The sequence below is a fragment of the Pseudomonas sp. v388 genome (assembly GCF_003935425.1).
In the GTDB taxonomy this organism is placed as follows: Bacteria; Pseudomonadota; Gammaproteobacteria; order Pseudomonadales; family Pseudomonadaceae; genus Aquipseudomonas.
In genome coordinates this window covers 279063-296765 of the sequence record NZ_RHQN01000009.1, presented here as the reverse complement: position 1 = coordinate 296765, position 17703 = coordinate 279063, and the positions used below count along the sequence as shown (strand labels likewise).

Annotated in this window: 15 protein-coding genes; 5 read left to right on the top strand and 10 right to left on the bottom strand. The window is 62.6% G+C overall.

What is annotated here, in order from left to right:
- Positions 1 to 41: 41 nt before the first annotated feature.
- Complete coding sequence (locus tag EGJ27_RS21125; RefSeq protein WP_125832690.1) at positions 42 to 1058, top strand: ABC transporter substrate-binding protein; 1017 nt, start codon at positions 42 to 44, stop codon at positions 1056 to 1058.
- Between the two features lie 192 nt (positions 1059 to 1250).
- Positions 1251 to 2276 (top strand): RHS repeat-associated core domain-containing protein, encoded by a 1026-nt coding sequence (locus tag EGJ27_RS21120; RefSeq protein ID WP_256672892.1) that lies wholly within the window; start codon positions 1251 to 1253, stop codon positions 2274 to 2276.
- Between the two features lie 18 nt (positions 2277 to 2294).
- Here the strand turns inward: EGJ27_RS21120 and EGJ27_RS21115 are convergent, their stop codons facing one another.
- The gene (locus EGJ27_RS21115) at positions 2295 to 3455 is read right to left on the bottom strand and encodes an AAA family ATPase (protein WP_125832689.1); all 1161 of its coding nucleotides are present in this window, start codon (positions 3453 to 3455) and stop codon (positions 2295 to 2297) included.
- Between the two features lie 140 nt (positions 3456 to 3595).
- On the opposite strand from EGJ27_RS21115, the gene EGJ27_RS21110 reads away from it, so the two are divergent.
- The 3 genes from EGJ27_RS21110 to EGJ27_RS21100 are packed head-to-tail and all read left to right on the top strand — an operon-like array spanning position 3596 to position 8897.
- Entirely contained in the window at positions 3596 to 4726 is a 1131-nt protein-coding gene (locus EGJ27_RS21110) for an efflux RND transporter periplasmic adaptor subunit (RefSeq protein ID WP_125832688.1), read from the top strand.
- Positions 4723 to 5793, top strand: a complete 1071-nt coding sequence (locus EGJ27_RS21105) for an efflux RND transporter periplasmic adaptor subunit (protein WP_125832687.1) — start codon at positions 4723 to 4725, stop codon at positions 5791 to 5793. The genes EGJ27_RS21110 and EGJ27_RS21105 overlap by 4 nt, the downstream gene beginning before the upstream one ends.
- On the top strand, positions 5790 to 8897 hold the full coding sequence (locus EGJ27_RS21100) for an efflux RND transporter permease subunit (RefSeq protein WP_125832686.1): 3108 nt from the start codon (positions 5790 to 5792) through the stop codon (positions 8895 to 8897). Before EGJ27_RS21105 ends, EGJ27_RS21100 begins: the two co-directional genes overlap by 4 nt.
- A 20-nt stretch (positions 8898 to 8917) precedes the next feature.
- Here EGJ27_RS21100 and EGJ27_RS21095 read toward each other — a convergent pair whose 3' ends face one another.
- The 9 genes from EGJ27_RS21095 to EGJ27_RS21055 form a co-directional block, all read right to left on the bottom strand.
- Entirely contained in the window at positions 8918 to 9361 is a 444-nt protein-coding gene (locus EGJ27_RS21095) for a hypothetical protein (RefSeq protein ID WP_125832685.1), read from the bottom strand.
- A 123-nt stretch (positions 9362 to 9484) separates the two neighbouring features.
- Entirely contained in the window at positions 9485 to 10111 is a 627-nt protein-coding gene (locus tag EGJ27_RS21090; protein ID WP_125832684.1) for a bifunctional 2-polyprenyl-6-hydroxyphenol methylase/3-demethylubiquinol 3-O-methyltransferase UbiG, read from the bottom strand.
- 46 nt (positions 10112 to 10157) lie between these two features.
- Complete coding sequence (locus EGJ27_RS21085; protein WP_125832683.1) at positions 10158 to 10802, bottom strand: methionine ABC transporter permease; 645 nt, start codon at positions 10800 to 10802, stop codon at positions 10158 to 10160.
- On the bottom strand, positions 10792 to 11922 hold the full coding sequence (locus tag EGJ27_RS21080) for a methionine ABC transporter ATP-binding protein (protein WP_125832682.1): 1131 nt from the start codon (positions 11920 to 11922) through the stop codon (positions 10792 to 10794). The genes EGJ27_RS21085 and EGJ27_RS21080 overlap by 11 nt, the downstream gene beginning before the upstream one ends.
- Positions 11919 to 12707: a MetQ/NlpA family ABC transporter substrate-binding protein gene (locus EGJ27_RS21075; protein ID WP_125832681.1), complete on the bottom strand. Its 789-nt coding sequence runs from the start codon at positions 12705 to 12707 to the stop codon at positions 11919 to 11921. Before EGJ27_RS21075 ends, EGJ27_RS21080 begins: the two co-directional genes overlap by 4 nt.
- 12 nt (positions 12708 to 12719) lie before the next feature.
- Positions 12720 to 14108 (bottom strand): LLM class flavin-dependent oxidoreductase, encoded by a 1389-nt coding sequence (locus EGJ27_RS21070; RefSeq protein WP_125832680.1) that lies wholly within the window; start codon positions 14106 to 14108, stop codon positions 12720 to 12722.
- Positions 14108 to 15313, bottom strand: a complete 1206-nt coding sequence (locus EGJ27_RS21065; protein WP_125832679.1) for an SfnB family sulfur acquisition oxidoreductase — start codon at positions 15311 to 15313, stop codon at positions 14108 to 14110. Before EGJ27_RS21065 ends, EGJ27_RS21070 begins: the two co-directional genes overlap by 1 nt.
- A 24-nt stretch (positions 15314 to 15337) precedes the next feature.
- On the bottom strand, positions 15338 to 16510 hold the full coding sequence (locus EGJ27_RS21060) for an SfnB family sulfur acquisition oxidoreductase (protein ID WP_256672894.1): 1173 nt from the start codon (positions 16508 to 16510) through the stop codon (positions 15338 to 15340).
- Positions 16511 to 16955: 445 nt separating this feature from the next.
- On the bottom strand, positions 16956 to 17684 hold the full coding sequence (locus EGJ27_RS21055) for a hypothetical protein (RefSeq protein ID WP_125832677.1): 729 nt from the start codon (positions 17682 to 17684) through the stop codon (positions 16956 to 16958).
- Positions 17685 to 17703 lie beyond the last annotated feature (19 nt).

Genomic DNA, 17703 nt, shown 5'->3' with positions numbered 1-17703 from the left:
CAACTATCTGCCCAACTAAAAAAACATATTGTGAGGAATACATGGCCAAGATCTTCAAGCGACCGGCACTGACCGCGCTGGCAACCACTTTCCTGCTGGGCAGTCTGCTCAGCGGCGGCGCGCAAGCCGAAGGCAAGATCAGCATTGCCCAGCAGTTCGGGATCGGTTACCTGATCCTCGACGTGGTACGTGATCAAAAACTGATCGAAAAACACGGCAAGGCTCAAGGTGTCGACATCGAAGTGAACTGGAACAGTATTTCCGGCGCCACTGCGATGAACGAAGCGCTGCTGGCCGGTGCGCTGGATGTGGTGTCCGCCGGCGTACCGCCGATGCTGACCATCTGGGACCGCACCAAGGGTCGCCAGAACGTGAAGGCCATTGCCTCGCTGGGCTCGATGCCCAACTACTTGCTGACCAACAATCCCAACGTGAAGACCATCAAGGATTTCACCGACAAGGACCGTATCGCCGTGCCGGCGGCGGGCGTGGGCTTCCAGTCGCGCACCCTGCAGATCGAGACCGCCAAGCTGTTCGGAAACGAGAACTTCAAGAAATTCGACAACATCTCGGTCAGCCTCGCGCACCCGGATGCGACCTCGGCATTGCTGGCCGGTGGCTCGGAAATCAACTCGCACTTCTCCAGCCCGCCGTTCCAGTACCAGGCGCTGGAAAACCCGAACGTGCATAAAGTGCTCAGTTCTTATGACGTGCTCGGCGGTCAGGCGACCTTCAACGTGCTGTACACCACCGAGAAATTCCACGACGAGAACCCCAAGACCTACAAGGCGTTCTACGATGCGCTGGCCGAGGCGGAGAAGATCATCAAGGCCGACAAACCTGCGGCCGCGAAAACCTACATCCGCGTCGAACAGTCCAAACTGCCGCTGCCGCTGGTAGAGAAGATCGTTGCCGATCCGGAAATCGACTTCACCGTCACCCCGCAACGCACCTACATCTACGCCGAGAAGCTGCATGAACTGGGCGTGTTGAAGAACAAGGCCGAGAGCTGGAAGGATTATTTCTTCGAAGAGGCCCACGGCGGTTCGGGTAGCTGATTGCGCTGTAGCGGCCAGGCTGGCGCCGACAGAGCGCCATTGCAGGAGCGACCTTGGTCGCGAACCGGGCGCCGCGACAGTCATCGGGACATTCGTCCCAAAGCAACTGGGCGAGCTGGTATTTCTGCCAGTAGACCGGCCTGCTCTATTGAGTCATGTTGATGCCATATCTCCGCTTCGTGAGTAATGCGCATGGCCATGCAGGGTCGGTCGGGGTCTTATCGGTATGACGCGCTGGACCGGCTCGCCGCCCAGACGCCGTACGGGGATGGTGTCATCCAACGCTCATACTGTGCCGACCGGCTGGCGTCCGAAAGCGAAGGTGGCCGGCATCGGCGGTTTCTGCGAAGCGAGCTTTTGCTCCTGGCGCAGCTCGACGGCTCGGCCCAGGGTGACAGGTGTGTGCTGCTCGCCCCGGATCGTCCCAACAGTGTAGTGACCGCCGTGGCTGACGGTCGGCCAACCTCTTTCGCATATGCTCCGTATGGCTACCGTCAGGACAGCGTGCCATTTCCCGCTCTGCCCGGCTTCAACGGCGAACATCCCGACCTGTTCACCGGCCATTACCTGCTGGGTAATGGTTATCGCGCTTACAACCCGCTGCTGATGCGTTTCAATAGCCCGGACAGCCGGAGTCCGTTCGGCAAGGGCGGACTGAACGCCTATGCGTACTGTGCCGGCGACCCGGTCAATCGCACCGATCCCAGCGGACATGATCTGGAGAGCGACATCGCTTCCGGCCTCTATATATTTGCCGGCGTCATGACTGCAGTGATAGGGCTGGCAGGTGCCCGCCCGGCCGTTTCAGCGTTATGGAAAGGGGTCAAAGTGCCTGCGGCGCCTGCCGCCACCGCCGGCCGGGCCGTGGCGGCTCACTACAGACCGGCCAACCTGGCCGAGAAGGTATCGGCGGTCGTCCCGGTAGCGGCGCTGGCGGCCGGGACGACATGGCTTGCCGGGTTCGTGACCCGGGTAGCGGACCAGGAGTCTCAAGCGACCCGGATTCTGTCGTGGATTGCCGTCGGCATCAGTTGGCCAACGATGCTCGCCCGTGGCGGATTATATGTCCGCAGCAGAAGCCTCCAGCATGCCGCTCGTTCCGCCGCTTCGAGGGCGCCACGGTCATCAGTGGCTGCGCTCGATGAGCCTGGAACTCCGGTCGCCAGCCTTTCGCGGCGAGGCTCGGTGATCCGCGACGTGGAGGATACACCGCTGTAATGGCAGGTCCGGTCGGTCCTAGCCCGGCCAACTCCAGGCCGGCTCATCCAGCATGCCCTGGTCGACGATGCCGGTCTGGCCCAGCACCTTTTCCAGCATGATCGGGTTGCATTCCGCTGCCCGCTCCAGCGCTGCGATCAGGCGGCTGGCGTGAGACACCACCCATACCTGACAGCGCTCGGAGACCTGCACGATCAGGCGCGCCAGTGCCGGGAGCAGATCGGGATGCAGGCTGGTTTCCGGTTCGTTGAGCACCATCATGGTCGGCGGGCGAGGCGTGAGCAGGGCAGCGATCAGCAGCAGATAGCGCAGCGTGCCGTCCGACAGTTCAGCCGCCGACAGCGGGCGCAGCAAACCTTGCTGATAGAACTGCAGCGCGAATTGTCCGCCCGGAATAGCGCCGATCTTCAAGTGTGCGCCGGGAAACGCATCACTGATCGCCGCATGCAGCGACTCGGGCTCACCGATCTCGATGATGGTCTGCAACGCCGCCGCCAGATCACGGCCGTCGTGATGCAGCACCGGCGTGCGGGTTCCCAGTTGCGGCTGGCGCGCCGGGGCCTGAGCGTCGGTACGAAAGTGATCATAAAAACGCCAGCCGCGAATCTGCTCCCGCAAATGCAGCACCTCCGGCGAGGTGCGCAGGTTGCCGACCTGATCGAACAGGCTGTCGAAGCTGGGCGTGTGTTGCGCCAGCACATCCCAGTCGCGACCATCGCGAGCGCGGACCATGGGACCGGCGCGATCAACCAGCAGGCTGGCGGGCCGATACACCGCGCCGGCCCAGATGCACTCGCGCTTGATTTCCGGATCGAGAGAGAAGGCCGAGCTGCTTGGTTCCGGCAGACCCAGCGAGATCGCATAGCTGAAGTCTTCGCCAGCAAACCCCAGGCGCAATCGCATGAGGTTCTGTCGCGGCCCTCCCTGGATCGGGACTTCGCCGTTCTGCATGCGCCGGCTGATTTTTTCCGGCCCCGCCCAGAAGGTCGAGTCGAGTCCACCTTCGCGGGCCAAGGCATTGATGACGCCGCCTTGCGCCGTTTCGGCCAGCAGGCGCAGGGCGCGGTACAGGTTCGATTTTCCGCTGCCATTGGGGCCGGTGATCGGATTCAACCGCCCCAGCGGCACCACCAGCTGGTTGATCGAGCGGTAATTGGCCACCGCGAGTGTCTTGAGCATTCAGGCTTCCTTGCTGTATGTGGTCGACTGCCCGGCGAGTTTAGCCGGACAAGGAACCCTCCCGCACGCGTACAGTCGCATGTTCACGTTGTTCTCGCGTGATATCACCGCAGCACCCGGCAGCCGCATAAGGAGTCTGCATGCCCGTTCGTTTTCCACGACTCTTTTCCCTCGGCCAGACGGCCGTGCTGGTCGCTGCCCTCGTTGCCCTGGCCGGTTGCGGCGAGGAAAAGCAGGCCGCGCCCGATACGCCCAGAGTCTACGTGCAGCCGGTGAAAACCGCCGGTTTTGCTGCCGCCGTGGCGCTCACCGGTGACATTCAGGCTCGGGTGCAGACGCGTCTGTCGTTTCGCGTCAACGGCAAGATCATTCAGCGCAACGTGGACGTCGGCGACCGGGTGACCGCCAGACAGGTACTGGCGCGGCTCGATCCCAGGGACTTGCAGATCAATGTCGATTCAGCCGTGGCCGCCGTGGCCGCCGAACAGGCCCGCGTCAGCCAGACCCGCGCCGCATTCGTGCGCCAGCAAAAGCTGCTGCCCAAGGGCTACACCAGCCGCAGCGAATACGATTCCGCGCAAGCGGCTTTGCGTGGCAGCGAGAGTTCGCTGAAAGCTGCTCAGGCGCAACTGGCCAATGCCCGCGAGCAACTGAGCTACACCGCGCTGATCGCCGATACGCCGGGCGTGATCACCGCGCGCCAGGCCGAAGTCGGGCAAGTGGTGCAGGCGACCCAGCCGATTTTCGATCTGGCCCGCGACGGCGAGCGCGATGCGGTGTTCAACGTTTACGAATCGCTGTTCGTGCAGCCGCCGACCGACCAGCCGGTGCAGGTGTCGTTGCTGGATAACCCAGGCATCAAGGTCAACGGCCGGGTGCGCGAAGTCACGCCGGCCGTATCGGCTGAAACCGGCACGCTGCAAGTCAAGATCGCGCTCGAACCCTTGCCTCAAGGCATGGACCTGGGTTCGGTGGTCAGTGTCGCGCTCAGCCCGCCGGCCAATGCCAGCGTGGAGCTGCCGTGGTCGGCGCTGACCAAGGATCTGGGCGAGCACCTGGGCAAGCCTGCGGTGTGGGTCGTGGACGATCAAGGCAAGGTCAACCTGCGCAAAGTCAGCGTCACGCGCTACCTGACTTCCAGCGTGGTGATCGGCGATGGACTGAAAAACGGAGAAAACGTGGTCATCGCAGGCGGACAACTGTTGCACCCGGACATGCAGGTGGAAATCGCTGAGATGCCAGAGAATCAGGCCGCGCAGGTGCAGCCATGAAGCGCCTGGCAGGCGTGTTGCTGGGCGCTCTGCTGCTGGCCGGTTGCGGCAAGGATGAGCCGCCGCCCGAACCGGTGCGCCCGGTGGTCTCGGTCGAGGTGCAGGCCGAGTCGATGCAGGAATTCGGGCGGTTCGCCGGCAGCATTCAGGCGCGTTACGAAAGTGTGCTGGGTTTCCGCGTTCCCGGTCGTATCGCCCGGCGTGATGTGGATGTCGGCAGTGAAGTGAAAAAAGGCGAATTGCTCGCCACCCTCGATCCGACCGACCAACAGAACACCGTTCGTGCTCGCGAAGGCGATCTGGCTCAGGTCGAGGCGCAGTGGATCAACGCCCAGGCCAATGCCCGCCGTCAGCAGGAATTGTTTGATCGAGGCGTCGGCGCCCAGGCCGGGCTCGACATCGCCCTGACCGACCTGAAAACCGCCAATTCGTCGCGAGAGCAGGCCCGCGCCGCTGTCGAGCAGGCTCGGGATCAGCTCAGCTACAGCGAGCTGCGCAGCGATCACGATGCGGTCGTCACCGACTGGAAGGTTGAAGCCGGGCAAGTGGTCACCGCCGGGCAAGAGGTCGTCACCCTGGCGCGTCCCGATATCAAGGAAGCGGTCATCGACCTGCCGGCTTCGCTGGCCGAGCAGTTGCCTGCGGGCGTGATCTTCACGGTCGCCAGTCAGTTGGAACCCGCGATCCAGACCACCGCGACACTGCGCGAGATCGAACCGCAACCGGACCGCTCCACCCGCACCCGCCGCGCGCGTCTGTCGCTGGTCGAGACGCCGCCGGCCTTGCGCCTGGGCACGGCAATCAGCGTCACCCTCAGCTCGGCGATAGAGCCGCGATTGCGCTTGCCGATCAGTGCGCTGCAGGAAGTCGACGGCAAGCAGCAGATCTGGGTCATCGACCCGCAAAGCCAGACCGTCAATCCACGAGCGGTCAGCCTGGTGAGCCGCGAGGCGGACAGCTTCGTGCTCAGCGCCGGCGTGAAGGCCGGCGAGCGGGTGGTCACTGCGGGCGTCAACAGCCTGAAGCCTGGGCAGAAAGTCAAAGTCGATGAGGAAAGCCCGCGATGAAAGGAAGCTTCAATCTGTCCGAGTGGGCCATCAAGCACCAGTCGTTCGTCTGGTACCTGATGTTCGTCGGCCTGCTGATGGGTGTTTTTTCCTACATGAACCTGGGCCGTGAGGAAGACCCTTCCTTCACCATCAAGACCATGGTCATCCAGACTCGCTGGCCGGGCGCCACGGTAGATGAAACCCTGGAACAGGTCACCGACCGGATCGAGAAGAAGCTCGAAGAGCTGGACTCGCTGGATTACGTCAAGAGTTACACCCGGCCCGGCGAGTCCACCATCATGGTGTTCCTGCGCGATACCACCGATGCCCAAGCCATTCCGGAAATCTGGTACCAGGTGCGCAAGAAGGTCGATGACATTCGCGGGCAGTTTCCGCAGGGCCTGCAGGGCCCGTCGTTCAACGACGAGTTCGGCGACGTCTATGGCTCGATCTACGCGTTCACCGCCGACGGTTTTTCCATGCGCCAGCTGCGCGATTACGTCGAGCAGGTGCGCGCCGAGATTCGTGAGGTGCCGGGGTTGGGCAAGGTCGAGATGATCGGCCAGCAGGATGAAGTGATCTACCTCAACTTCTCGACCCGCAAGCTGGCGGCCCTCGGCCTGGATCAGCGCCAGGTGGTGCAGAGCCTGCAATCCCAGAACGCCGTGACCCCGGCCGGCGTCATCGAGGCCGGACCGGAGCGGATCTCAGTGCGTACCTCCGGGCAGTTCGCGTCGGAAAAGGATCTGGCAGCGGTCAACCTGCGCCTGAACGACCGTTTTTATCGCCTCAGCGATATCGCTGAGATTCAGCGCGGCTTCACCGACCCGCCGGCGCCGATGTTTCGTTACAACGGCAAGCCGGCCATTGGCCTGGCCATCGCCATGAAGGATGGCGGCAATATCCAGAGCTTCGGCAAGGCGCTGCATGAGCGCATGGACGCTTCGACCGCCAACCTGCCGGTGGGCGTCGGCGTGCACAAGGTGTCGGATCAGGCCGAAGTGGTGGACAAGGCCGTCGGCGGCTTTACCAGTGCGCTGTTCGAGGCCGTCGTCATCGTCCTGGTGGTCAGCTTTGTCAGCCTCGGCGTGCGCGCCGGGCTGGTGGTGGCGTGTTCGATCCCGCTGGTGCTGGCCATGGTCTTCGTGTTCATGGAGTACAGCGGCATCACCATGCAGCGGATTTCCCTCGGCGCGCTGATCATCGCCTTGGGCCTGCTGGTCGACGACGCGATGATTACCGTGGAGATGATGGTCACCCGCCTGGAGCTGGGCGAAACCAAAGAGCAGGCCGCGACATACGCCTACACCTCGACCGCGTTCCCGATGCTGACCGGCACGCTGGTGACCGTGGCCGGATTCGTGCCCATCGGCCTGAACGCCAGCTCGGCCGGGGAATACACCTTCACGCTGTTCGCGGTGATTGCCGTGGCGATGCTCGTGTCCTGGCTGGTAGCCGTGCTGTTCGCGCCGGTGATCGGTGTGCATATCCTGAGCAGCAACATCAAGAAGAAGTCGGAGAAGCCGGGGCGTATCGCCCGCAGCTTCAACGGCAGCATGCTGTGGGCCATGCGTCATCGCTGGCTGGCGATCGGCATTACGTTATTGCTGTTCGCCGCCGCGCTGTTTTCGATGCGCTTCGTGCAGAACCAGTTCTTCCCGGCCTCGGATCGCCCGGAAATCCTTGTCGATATCAACCTGCCGCAGAACGCTTCGATCAATGAGACGCGCAAGGTGGTGGATCGCTTCGAGGCCAGCATCAAGGACGATCCGGACATCGAACGCTGGAGCACCTACATCGGTCAGGGCGCGCTGCGTTTCTACCTGCCGCTGGACCAGCAATTGCAGAACCCGTTCTATGCCCAGTTGGTGATCGTCAGCAAAGGCCTGGAATCCCGTGGTGCGCTGACCGAGCGTTTGCAGAAGCGCTTGCGCGACGATTTCGTCGGCATCGGCTCGTTCGTCCAGCCGCTGGAAATGGGGCCGCCGGTCGGGCGTCCGATTCAGTACCGGGTCAGCGGCAAGGACATCGACAAGGTGCGCCAGCACGCCATCGAGCTGGCAACCCTGCTGGACAACAACCCGCACGTCGGCGAAGTCATCTATGACTGGAACGAGCCGGGCAAGGTGTTGCGCATCGATATCAATCAGGACAAGGCGCGGCAACTGGGGCTGTCTTCCGAGGACGTGGCCCAGCTGATGAACAGCGTGGTCAGTGGCTCCGCCGTGACCCAGGTGCGCGACGATATCTATCTGATCAACGTGGTAGGGCGCGCCGAGGAAGCCGAGCGTGGCACGCCGGAAACCCTGCAGAACCTGCAGATCGTCACGCCCAGTGGCACGTCGATTCCGCTGCTGGCGTTTGCCAATGTGGGTTATGAACTGGAGCAGCCGCTGGTCTGGCGGCGTGATCGCAAGCCGACCATTACCGTGAAGGGCGCGGTGCGGGACGACATGCAGCCCACCGACCTGGTCGCGGAGCTGAAGCCGCAGATCGAGAAATTCGCGTCAGGCTTGCCTGCCGGCTACAAGGTTGCCACCGGCGGGACCGTGGAAGAGAGCGGCAAGGCCCAGGGCCCGATTGCGCAGGTGCTGCCGCTGATGCTGTTTCTGATGGCGACGTTCCTGATGATCCAGCTGCACAGTGTGCAGAAGATGTTTCTGGTGGCCAGCGTTGCGCCGCTGGGCTTGATTGGTGTGGTGCTGGCGCTGATCCCGACCGGCACGCCGCTGGGTTTTGTGGCGATTCTCGGCGTACTGGCGCTGATCGGCATCATCATCCGCAACTCGGTGATTCTGGTGACCCAGATCGACGCTTATGAGCGCGCCGGTTATCTGCCGTGGGATGCGGTGGTCGAGGCTACCGAACACCGCCGCCGCCCGATTCTGCTGACGGCGGCAGCGGCGAGCCTGGGCATGATTCCCATCGCACGCGAAGTGTTCTGGGGGCCGATGGCTTACGCGATGATCGGCGGCATCGTCATCGCCACGCTGCTGACCCTGTTGTTCCTGCCGGCGTTGTATGTGGCCTGGTACCGGATCAAGGAACCGTCGGATAAAGAGCGTCGCGATGCCAGGTCCGATGGCGAAGACCAAGGCTTGCACGCCCCGCCGATCCGTTGAGCCTTAAGAGCCGTTCTGCATCAGGACGGCTCTTCTTGCGTCAGTGTGAAATCGGCGAATCGCACGGGGCCGAGCTCACCTTGAGCATCGGCGGGGCGCGGGGTCGTGACGTTGATAAAACAGAGGCTTAGCGCTTCCAGGAAGTAGAGCCTCACGGACAGTCGCTGCCAGTCCCGTGTCGCCATGCCCGGTATGGGTGAAACCTGAGCCGTGCCGTCGGCCGTAAAGCCGCCGACACTGACAGTGAACCTTGCCTCTGGAATCAGAGGGTCAGCGCTTCTTACGTCGAATTCGATACGCAGGGTTTTGCCCGGCAGGTCCGGCAGCGACTGGCTGATGAGTGTCCCGGCGGGCAGGCGCAGGCTCTGCCCGTTGCCGTGAGGCTGGAAGTCCGGCTTGAAACCCTCCGGGCCTTGCCAGCTCTTGAAGCCATGGCTGAAGTTTCCGTTCTTGATCAATTGCATGTCGTGATCGTCCTTTGATCATTAAGTGCTCAGACAGCACAGGACGCACGCAATCGTACCGCCAGCAACGGGTCAAGCGTTTTGTAAGAGCCAGCTTGCTGGCGGAAGGACGCTTGCGTGGGTCTAGCCGCGGCGCCAGACGCTGGCCAGCCACGGTTGTTGATCCCTCGGCAACCCGGCTGGTCGGTAATAATGTTCCAGCTCGACGAAACCCGCTTCGATCAGCAACTCGCGCCAGGCGTCCAGGTCGTGGTACGAGCCGTAGCGCTCGCCGTTCCAGCCTTCCTGATTACGACCACGCGGGTTGGAGCTGAACAGCACGCCGCCGGTTTTCAGGGTGGCGTGCAGCTGGCGCAGAACGCGGGGCAGTTCCTGGCGCGGTATGTGAAACAGCACGGCATTGGCGAAGATCCCGTCGAAGCGCTCGGCCGGCAGGTCCAGCTCCAGGAAATTCTGCTGCCACACCTCGCAGCCGGTTTCGGCACGGGCCATCTCGGCAAACCGCCGGGAACCGTCAAGACCCACTGCAACGTGCCCCATCGCCGTAAACGTCTTGAGATCACGACCCGGCCCGCAGCCAAAATCCAGAATCTGCAACGGCGCGGGCGACTCGATGTGCCGCAGCAGGGCGTCGATGTTCTGGCTGACGTCGTGGTCCCGGGTGCCTTCACGAAACTCGTCGGCCACCCGGTCGTAGTGGCCGACGGTAGTGGTGGTGATCTGGGCAAGGGTTTGCGGGTCGAGTTTCATCGATGGCGGTCCGGTCCGGGAGTAGCGCCACTATACCTCGCTCCGGTCAGCGCTTGTTCAGGCTGCGCGCCAGTCGATCACCGCCCAGTTGCACCACGGCGACCAGTACCACCAGTAGCACGATCACCGTCAGCATGATCTGCGTGTCGAAACGCTGATAACCGTAGCGATAGGCAATGTCGCCCAGGCCACCGGCTCCAATGGCACCGGCCATGGCCGAAGAGTTGATCATCGTCACCAACGTGATCGTAAAGCCGCCGACGATACCCGGCAGCGCTTCGGGCAACAGCACGTGCCAGACGATGTGCCAGCGACGGCAACCCATGGCCTGTGCCGCTTCGATCAAGCCGTGATCCACTTCCCGCAGGCTGACCTCGGCGATCCGCGCAAAGAACGGCGTAGCGGCGATGGTCAACGGCACGACTGCCGCCCAGACGCCATAGGTGGTGCCGACGATCATCCGGGTAAAGGGGATCAGCGCGACCATGAGGATCAGGAAGGGAATCGAGCGGAACAGGTTCACGAACCCGCCCAGTACCCGATTGACGGCCGGCGCTTCGAAAATCCCGCCTTTGGAGCTGGTAACCAGAATCACCGCCAGCGGAATGCCCAGCAGCAGGGCGATCAACGACGACACGCCAACCATCAGAAAGGTGTCGATGGTTCCTTGAATCAAACGATCAAGCCACATAACCCAATACCTCCACACGCGGCGCCTGAGTAAGGGCGCGGGCCAACAGTTCGTCGCGGTTGTGCGGCGAGCCCGCCACCGAGAGGATCAAATGCCCGATGGCGCGATCCTGAATGCGCTCGACACCGCCCTGCAGCAGCTTCACCTTGCCGCCCAAGGCCGCGAACAGCGCCGCCAGATCAGGCTCTTCGCCGCTGGCGCCGGTGAAGTGCACATCCAGCAGCAGCGTCGCTTCCGGCGCCAGAGGCTGTGCGGTCAGGCGCGCCGCCAACTCTTGCGGCAGGCCCAGTTGCAGCGGCGCCAACAGGGTCTTGCTGACCTGATGATGCGGGTCGCCGAAGACCTGCCATACCGCGCCTTGCTCGACGACCTGGCCCTGTTCCAGCACCACGACGCGGTGGCAGATATCGCGGATCACCGCCATTTCATGGGTGATCAGCACGATGGTCAGCCCCAGGCGCTGGTTGATCTCGCGCAGCAGGCCGAGAATCGATTGGGTGGTTTCCGGGTCCAGCGCGGAAGTGGCTTCGTCGCACAGCAGAATCGCCGGATCATGCACCAGCGCCCTGGCAATCCCGACCCGCTGCTTCTGCCCGCCGGAAAGCTGCGCCGGGTAGGCCTTGTGCTTGTCCTTCAGGCCCACCAGTTCCAGCAATTCCGCCACTTTGCGCTGCCGTTGCGCCTTGGGCACGCCGGCCACCTTGAGCGGCAGTTCGACGTTCTGCCATACGGTCCTGGCCGACATCAGGTTGAAGTGCTGAAAGATCATGCCAATGCGGCGGCGCAGCTCCACCAGCTTGTCTTCGTTGAACTCGGCAATGTCCACCTGATCGATCAGCACCCGGCCGCTGCTGGGTTGCTCCAGACGATTGATGGTGCGGATCAGCGAGGATTTTCCCGCGCCACTGCGACCGATGATGCCGAAGATCTCTCCGCGCTGGATCGCCAGGTCGATATTGCCCAGCGCTTGCACCGGACCCTGGCGGCCTTCGTAGGTTTTGCCCAGGCTGACGAAGCGCACGTGGGCACGGTTCAGGTCCGGATGCAGTTCGGTGTGCTGTGCCTCGATGCCGCTGCTCTGCGGTTCCAGCGGCAACTGCCGTTGCGCGGACGCGTTCATTGTTTCCAGCCTGCCTGGTAGAGGGTGCCGTTGACCTTGTCCAGCGAGGCGCGGACCACCGGCGAGTGCTGGTAGATATCGACGAATCTGGCCAGGCGCGGGTCGTTTTTCTTCTCGGGCTTGATCACGAACTGAATCACGTACTCAGGGTGGTCCAGGCCGTCGAACAGGATCGCCGACTCGGCGGGGAAAGTCTTGGCCAGGCGGATATAGGCCGGGTAGCCCTGCACCAGATCGGCATCATCATAGGCGCGCACCAGTTGCACCGCTTCCACCTGGATCAGCTTGAGTTTCTTGGGGTTGGCGGTGATGTCGTCTTCGGTCGCCTTGTAGCCCACGCCGTCCTTGAGCGTGATCAGTCCGGCCTTGGCGAGCAGTTGCAGGCCGCGACCGCTGTTGATCGGGTCGTTGGCGATGGCGACTGTGGCGCCGGTGGGCAGCTCGTCGAAGCTTTTGTACTTTTTGGAGTACAGCCCGACATTGTTGATGATGCCCGGCGCGTAAGGCACCAGCCCAAAACCGGCCGCTTCGTTGGCGTTGGTCAGGAACGGGATGTGCTGGAAGTAATTCACGTCGATGTCACCGGCGGCAAGGGTGACGTTCGGCGCGATCCAGTCGGTGAACTCCACCAGTTCGACTTTCAGGCCTTGCTTGCCGGCTTCTTCCACTGCTGCTTCAAGCGGAATGGCAAACGCCGCAGTGGTGCCGACCTTCAAGGGTGCGTCGGCGGCGTGGGCGGTGAGGGTCAACAGGCCGAGGGCCAGGGCAACGAGTGATTTGGTCATGATGGCGGTCCGTTATTGTCTGGCTGATGTTTTTTCTGTAGGCGTGTGTATTCGATAACTTGCACCGGCATGCTGCGGTGGCAGACGGTCGGTGCCTTCCGGGAACAGCTTGCTGCGCAACGTGCCCGGGTCATAAGCGGTCTTGTAGGAGCCACGGCGTTGCAGCTCCGGGACCACCAGATCGACGAAATCCTCATAGCTTTCCGGCGTCACGATGCGGGTCAGGTTGAAGCCGTCCAGGCCGGTTTCCTCGACCCAGGATTCCAGTTCGTCAGCGACCTGCTCCGGCGAGCCGATAATCGTCACGTAGCGACCGCCCAACGTGTGCTGCTCCAGCAGCTTGCGCCGTGTCCAGTCGTTGTTCTTCAGGTTGCGGGTGGCCGACTGGATGGCGTTGCTCTTGACGTACTGGATCGGTTCATCCAGTTCATAGTCGGCAAAGTCGATGCCTGTGGACGCCGCAAAATGCGCCAGGCCCGCTTCGGCGCTGGCGTGGCTGCAATAGTCGGCAAATTTCTCGCGAGCCTGCTCTTCAGTGGCTGCCACCACCACGCTCAGGCCCATGAACACCTTGATGTCTTGTGGATTGCGACCTGCCCGCACCGCGCTGGCGCGCACCTTGTCGACCTGTTCCCTGGTGGCGATCTTGTTCTGGCCGCTGATGAACACGCATTCAGCGTGCCGACCGGCAAACTCCAGTCCCCGGTCCGAGCTGCCTGCCTGAAACAGCACCGGCGTGCGCTGCGGCGACGGTTCGCACAGGTGATAACCCTCGACCTTATAGAACTCACCTTCGTGACGGACCTTGTGAACCTTCTCCGGCCGGGTGTACACCCGCTGTTCGCGGTCGTTGATCACCGCGTCGTCCTCCCAGCTGCCTTCCCAGAGTTTGTACAGCACCTCCAGATATTCGTCGGCCTGGTCATAACGCCGGTCGTGCTCGACCTGTTCGTTCAGGCCCATAGCTCGCGCAGCGCTGTCCAGGTAACCGGTGACGATGTTCCAGCCCACCCGGCCACGACTCAGATGATCGAGGGTCGACATGCGCCGGGCGAACAGATACGGCGCATCGTAGGTCAGGTTGGCGGTCAGGCCGAAACCCAGGTGGCGGGTCACGCCGGCCATGGCCGACACCAGCAACAGCGGGTCATTGACTGGCAGCTGGATCGCCTCCTTGAGCGTGACGTCTACCGAGTTTTGATAGATGTCGTAAACGCCTACGATGTCGGCGATGAACATGCCGTCGAACAGCCCACGCTCCAGCAGTTTCGCCAGATCGGTCCAGTATTCGAGGTTGTTGAACTGCGTGGAGTTATCCCGCGGATGGGTCCACAAACCATGATTGATATGGCCGATGCAGTTCATGTTGAACGCGTTGAGCAGGATCTTTTTCTTGGCCATCAGAGGGTGCCTCGCAATGGGGGCTTGGTGTCGTTGAGGTAGTAATTGCCGATGGCGTGGTATTTCCAGCGAACCGGGTCGTGCAAGGTGTGTACGCGGGCGTTGCGCCAGTGACGGTCAAGGCCGTGCTCGGCCAGCGTCGATTGACTGCCGGCCAGTTCGAACAACGTGCTGCCTGCGGCCAAGGAGATTTCCGTGCTGATGGCTCGCGCTTCGGCAATCGCGATGGACGCCTCGGCAACGGTTTGGGCCGTGCTGTCGGCCTGGGCAATATCGAGCAGCTCGCCGGCGCGTTCCAGCAACGCCTCTGCGGCGTACAGGCGAACGCTCAGCTTGCCGAAACCGTACAGGGTGAGCGGGTCATCGATGGCCTTTTCCTGGCCCGAGTCGATCCAGGGCCGGGTGCGGGTGCGCACGAATGTCAGCGCATCCTCAAAGGCTGCGCGGGCAATGCCGGTGTCGATGGCAGCGTGAAGAATCTGCGCCAGCGGGCCGACCGTGGTGGGCCGTTCGAACGCGCTCTGGAAGGGGATCACATCGTCGGCGCTGACATAGACGTTATCGAACACCACCGAGCCGCTGCCGGTGGTGCGCTGACCGAAGCCGCTCCAGTCGTCGATCACGCGCAGGCCGTCGCTGTCATGCGCCACGAACGCCAGATGCTGGACACCGTGCTCATCGACCACTGAGGTCGGAATACGCTGTGCATAAAGGGCGCCGGTGGAGTAGAACTTGCGGCCGTTGATGCGCAAGCCGTCGCCGTCGCGGCTCAGGCGGGTCGTGCGCTCGTGAGCGGTCTTGGTGCCCAGCTCGGCCAGTGCGTTGCCGAAGCGTTGCCCGGCCAGTACCTCGGCGTACAGGCGCGCTTGCTGGGCCTGGCTGCCGTTCACACGCAGCACTTCCAGTGCATAGAAATGATTTTGCGGAATCTGCCCCAGCGAGGCATCGGCCTCGGCGATCAAGGCGATGACCCTGGCCAGCGTGACGTTGGAAACGCCCGCGCCGCCGAAGGCTTTCGGCACGCTGATGCCCCACAGCCCGGATTGGCTGAACTGATCCAGCTCGGTATGCGGCAGACGCCGCTCGCGGTCGCGCTGCGCGCTGTCGGTCCTGAAACGGGCGGCCAGTTCGCCGGCGATCTGCAATGCCTGGGCGTCACTGGTGATGACGGCGGCGGTTGTCCGCGCCGGTGGGGGAAAACTCATGGGGTGTTTCTCCAGTGGTCCGGTTCAGATCCAGGAATGCCGCGCGGGATGCGTGCCGTTGAGGTGCCAGGCGCCGATGGCGTGATATTTCCAGCGCACCGGGTCGTGCAGGGTGTGCACCCGTGCATTGCGCCAGTGCCGGTCCAGATTGAATTCGGCCAGGGTGGCGCGGCTGCCGGCCAGCTCGAACAGCTTTTCGCTGGCTTGAAGAGAAATTTCGGTGGTCAGCACCTTGGCCCGAGCCACGGCGATGGAGGCGCGGGCGGCCGCGTCTTCGTCGACAGGGTGAGCGTTGATGTCATCCACCACTTGCGCAGCCTTGCGCAACAGCGCTTCGGCGGCGTGCAGATCGAGCTTGAGGCGGCCGATGTCGGCGATCACATAAGGATCGTCACCGGCGCGCTCGACCTTGGCGTCGATCCAGGGTCGCGAGCGCTCACGAACGAAAGTAATGGCGTCATCGATGGCCGCGCGGGCGATACCGGCGTCGATGGCGGCCTGAATCAGTTGCGACACGGCACCCTGAATATTGGGGGTCGAAGCCAGTCGCCAGTTGGCGATCACGTTCTGCGCATCGACGTGCACGTTATCGAGCAATACGGTGCCGCTGGCAGTGGTGCGCTGGCCGAAGCCGGACCAGTCGTCGACGATTCGCAAGCCAGGCGTGCCGCGTCTGACGAACGCCATGACCTGCCGACCCTGGTCGTCCAGCGCCTTGACCGCAACCCAATGGGCAAACAGCGCACCGGTGGAGTAGAACTTTTGGCCGCTCAGCAACAGGCGGTCGCCGTCTGCCACCAGCCGGGCCTTGAGTTCCAGGGTGTTGCGGGTCCCGCGTTCCGGGCCGGCGTTCCCGATGCGCCAACCTTGCAGAACGCTTTGCAGCAGGGCGATTTTCTGCGGCTCGTCGGCAGCTTCCAGGATCAGGTTGAGGATGCCGAACTGGTTCTGCGGGATCTGTCCAAGCGCCGGATCGGCAGCGGATATGATGCGAAACACCTCGGCCACGGTCGCGAACGATACGCCCGGTCCACCGTAGGCTTTGGGAATGGAAATGCTGCCCAGGCCGCTACGGGTGAACTGCTCGATTTCCGCCCATGGCAGCTGTCTTTGCTGATCGCGCTGAGCGGCGTTAATGCGGGCCGATGCGGCCAGTTTATGGGCGGCGGCGATGGCTTGAGCGTCGTTGTGCAACACCGTGGCCGGCAGCAAGGCTGGCGCGACGTCGTGCTCCGTCGAAGCCTGTGCAGACTCAGCGTGCAACGCCCTGGTGTTATCCACAGAGGTGGTTGAGTTGCGGACCATCTGAACCTCGTAACAATGGCAACTTGGGCCGCAAGCAGCGGCGTTGATCAGTACGGTGTCCGGTGGTCCGGTTCATATACCCTAAGCTTGTATAAATATTTTTTAAACGTGCTTTTTGGAATAAGCATAGATGGCATTTGCCGCTGCCAGGCAGAGAACCGGCTGGCCTGAACGGAGGGTTCGATGGGCGGAGTGAAGTGTCCACACGGGAGTGCGGCGTGCTGGGTGCATGGGAGGAGGGGCTAGCGCCCTGTCAGGCGGAAAGTGCCGGTATCCCCGACAGACCGGTCGAGCTGTATCCGGGCTACCGACACTTTATGAACGTCGACACCTGCAGTTATTGGGTCCATTCATCCAGCGCCTGGATGTGAATCTCTCGCGGCGGCGCCCAGAGTGAGTTATTGCCGACGCGATCGATGACGCAGTAGGTCGCTTCCAGGCGTTGCTCATCGCCCGCTTCCAGGATCAACGCGGGCGGTACCACCAGATCCACCGGCATGCCCACGTCTTCGGCGGTGAGCGGCGGCAGATCCATCCGCAGGTCTCCCCAGCGCACGGTAATTTCGTCGTGGGGCGCCATGTTCAGGTACGGCTCGATGCTCAAGGGCAAGCCGCCTGCCATGTGCTTGGAGGTCAGGCCACGCCGTACCACCGAGGGCGGTACCGTCAGCGGTGCGAGCCCCTGATTCTCTTCAGCGCTGGGGCTCAACAGCTCACCCCCCGGCGCGTTCAACTTGACCCACAGCTTCCGGCAGATTGACGTCACGGGTGTACCCCCGACCTTCATGACTCGGTAGTAAGTTCTTGCTTTGCCGTTTTGTAAGAAGCTTTCCGGAAGGCGTAGGACAATTGTTTTGCCGATGTCAGATGCCTTTAAAATTTTTGACGCAACGTAACAGCCGTCCCAAAACAATTCGATAAGATCGCCGCTTTCCATTTCATCGTAGGGTTCGACATGGATCATCAGGTGCGAAGCGACCTTCAGGCCGATGCCGTGCCGGGTTGCCTGCGGGATTTTCGGGGCCGGCAGCCTCGGAAGAGGGGTGTTGCTGGGTGTCTGGCTCATGTCCGAATTCTCGTGTTTA

Bases quoted from the DNA above. Each gene is read 5' to 3' on its own strand.
- EGJ27_RS21125 (WP_125832690.1), top strand. From the start codon at position 42: ATGGCCAAGATCTTCAAGCGACCGGCACTGACCGCGCTGGCAACCACT.
- EGJ27_RS21120 (WP_256672892.1), top strand. From the start codon at position 1,251: ATGGCCATGCAGGGTCGGTCGGGGTCTTATCGGTATGACGCGCTGGAC.
- EGJ27_RS21115 (WP_125832689.1), bottom strand. From the start codon at position 3,455: ATGCTCAAGACACTCGCGGTGGCCAATTACCGCTCGATCAACCAGCTG.
- EGJ27_RS21110 (WP_125832688.1), top strand. From the start codon at position 3,596: ATGCCCGTTCGTTTTCCACGACTCTTTTCCCTCGGCCAGACGGCCGTG.
- EGJ27_RS21105 (WP_125832687.1), top strand. From the start codon at position 4,723: ATGAAGCGCCTGGCAGGCGTGTTGCTGGGCGCTCTGCTGCTGGCCGGT.
- EGJ27_RS21100 (WP_125832686.1), top strand. From the start codon at position 5,790: ATGAAAGGAAGCTTCAATCTGTCCGAGTGGGCCATCAAGCACCAGTCG.
- EGJ27_RS21095 (WP_125832685.1), bottom strand. From the start codon at position 9,361: ATGCAATTGATCAAGAACGGAAACTTCAGCCATGGCTTCAAGAGCTGG.
- EGJ27_RS21090 (WP_125832684.1), bottom strand. From the start codon at position 10,111: ATGAAACTCGACCCGCAAACCCTTGCCCAGATCACCACCACTACCGTC.
- EGJ27_RS21085 (WP_125832683.1), bottom strand. From the start codon at position 10,802: ATGTGGCTTGATCGTTTGATTCAAGGAACCATCGACACCTTTCTGATG.
- EGJ27_RS21080 (WP_125832682.1), bottom strand. From the start codon at position 11,922: ATGAACGCGTCCGCGCAACGGCAGTTGCCGCTGGAACCGCAGAGCAGC.
- EGJ27_RS21075 (WP_125832681.1), bottom strand. From the start codon at position 12,707: ATGACCAAATCACTCGTTGCCCTGGCCCTCGGCCTGTTGACCCTCACC.
- EGJ27_RS21070 (WP_125832680.1), bottom strand. From the start codon at position 14,108: ATGGCCAAGAAAAAGATCCTGCTCAACGCGTTCAACATGAACTGCATC.
- EGJ27_RS21065 (WP_125832679.1), bottom strand. From the start codon at position 15,313: ATGAGTTTTCCCCCACCGGCGCGGACAACCGCCGCCGTCATCACCAGT.
- EGJ27_RS21055 (WP_125832677.1), bottom strand. From the start codon at position 17,684: ATGAGCCAGACACCCAGCAACACCCCTCTTCCGAGGCTGCCGGCCCCG.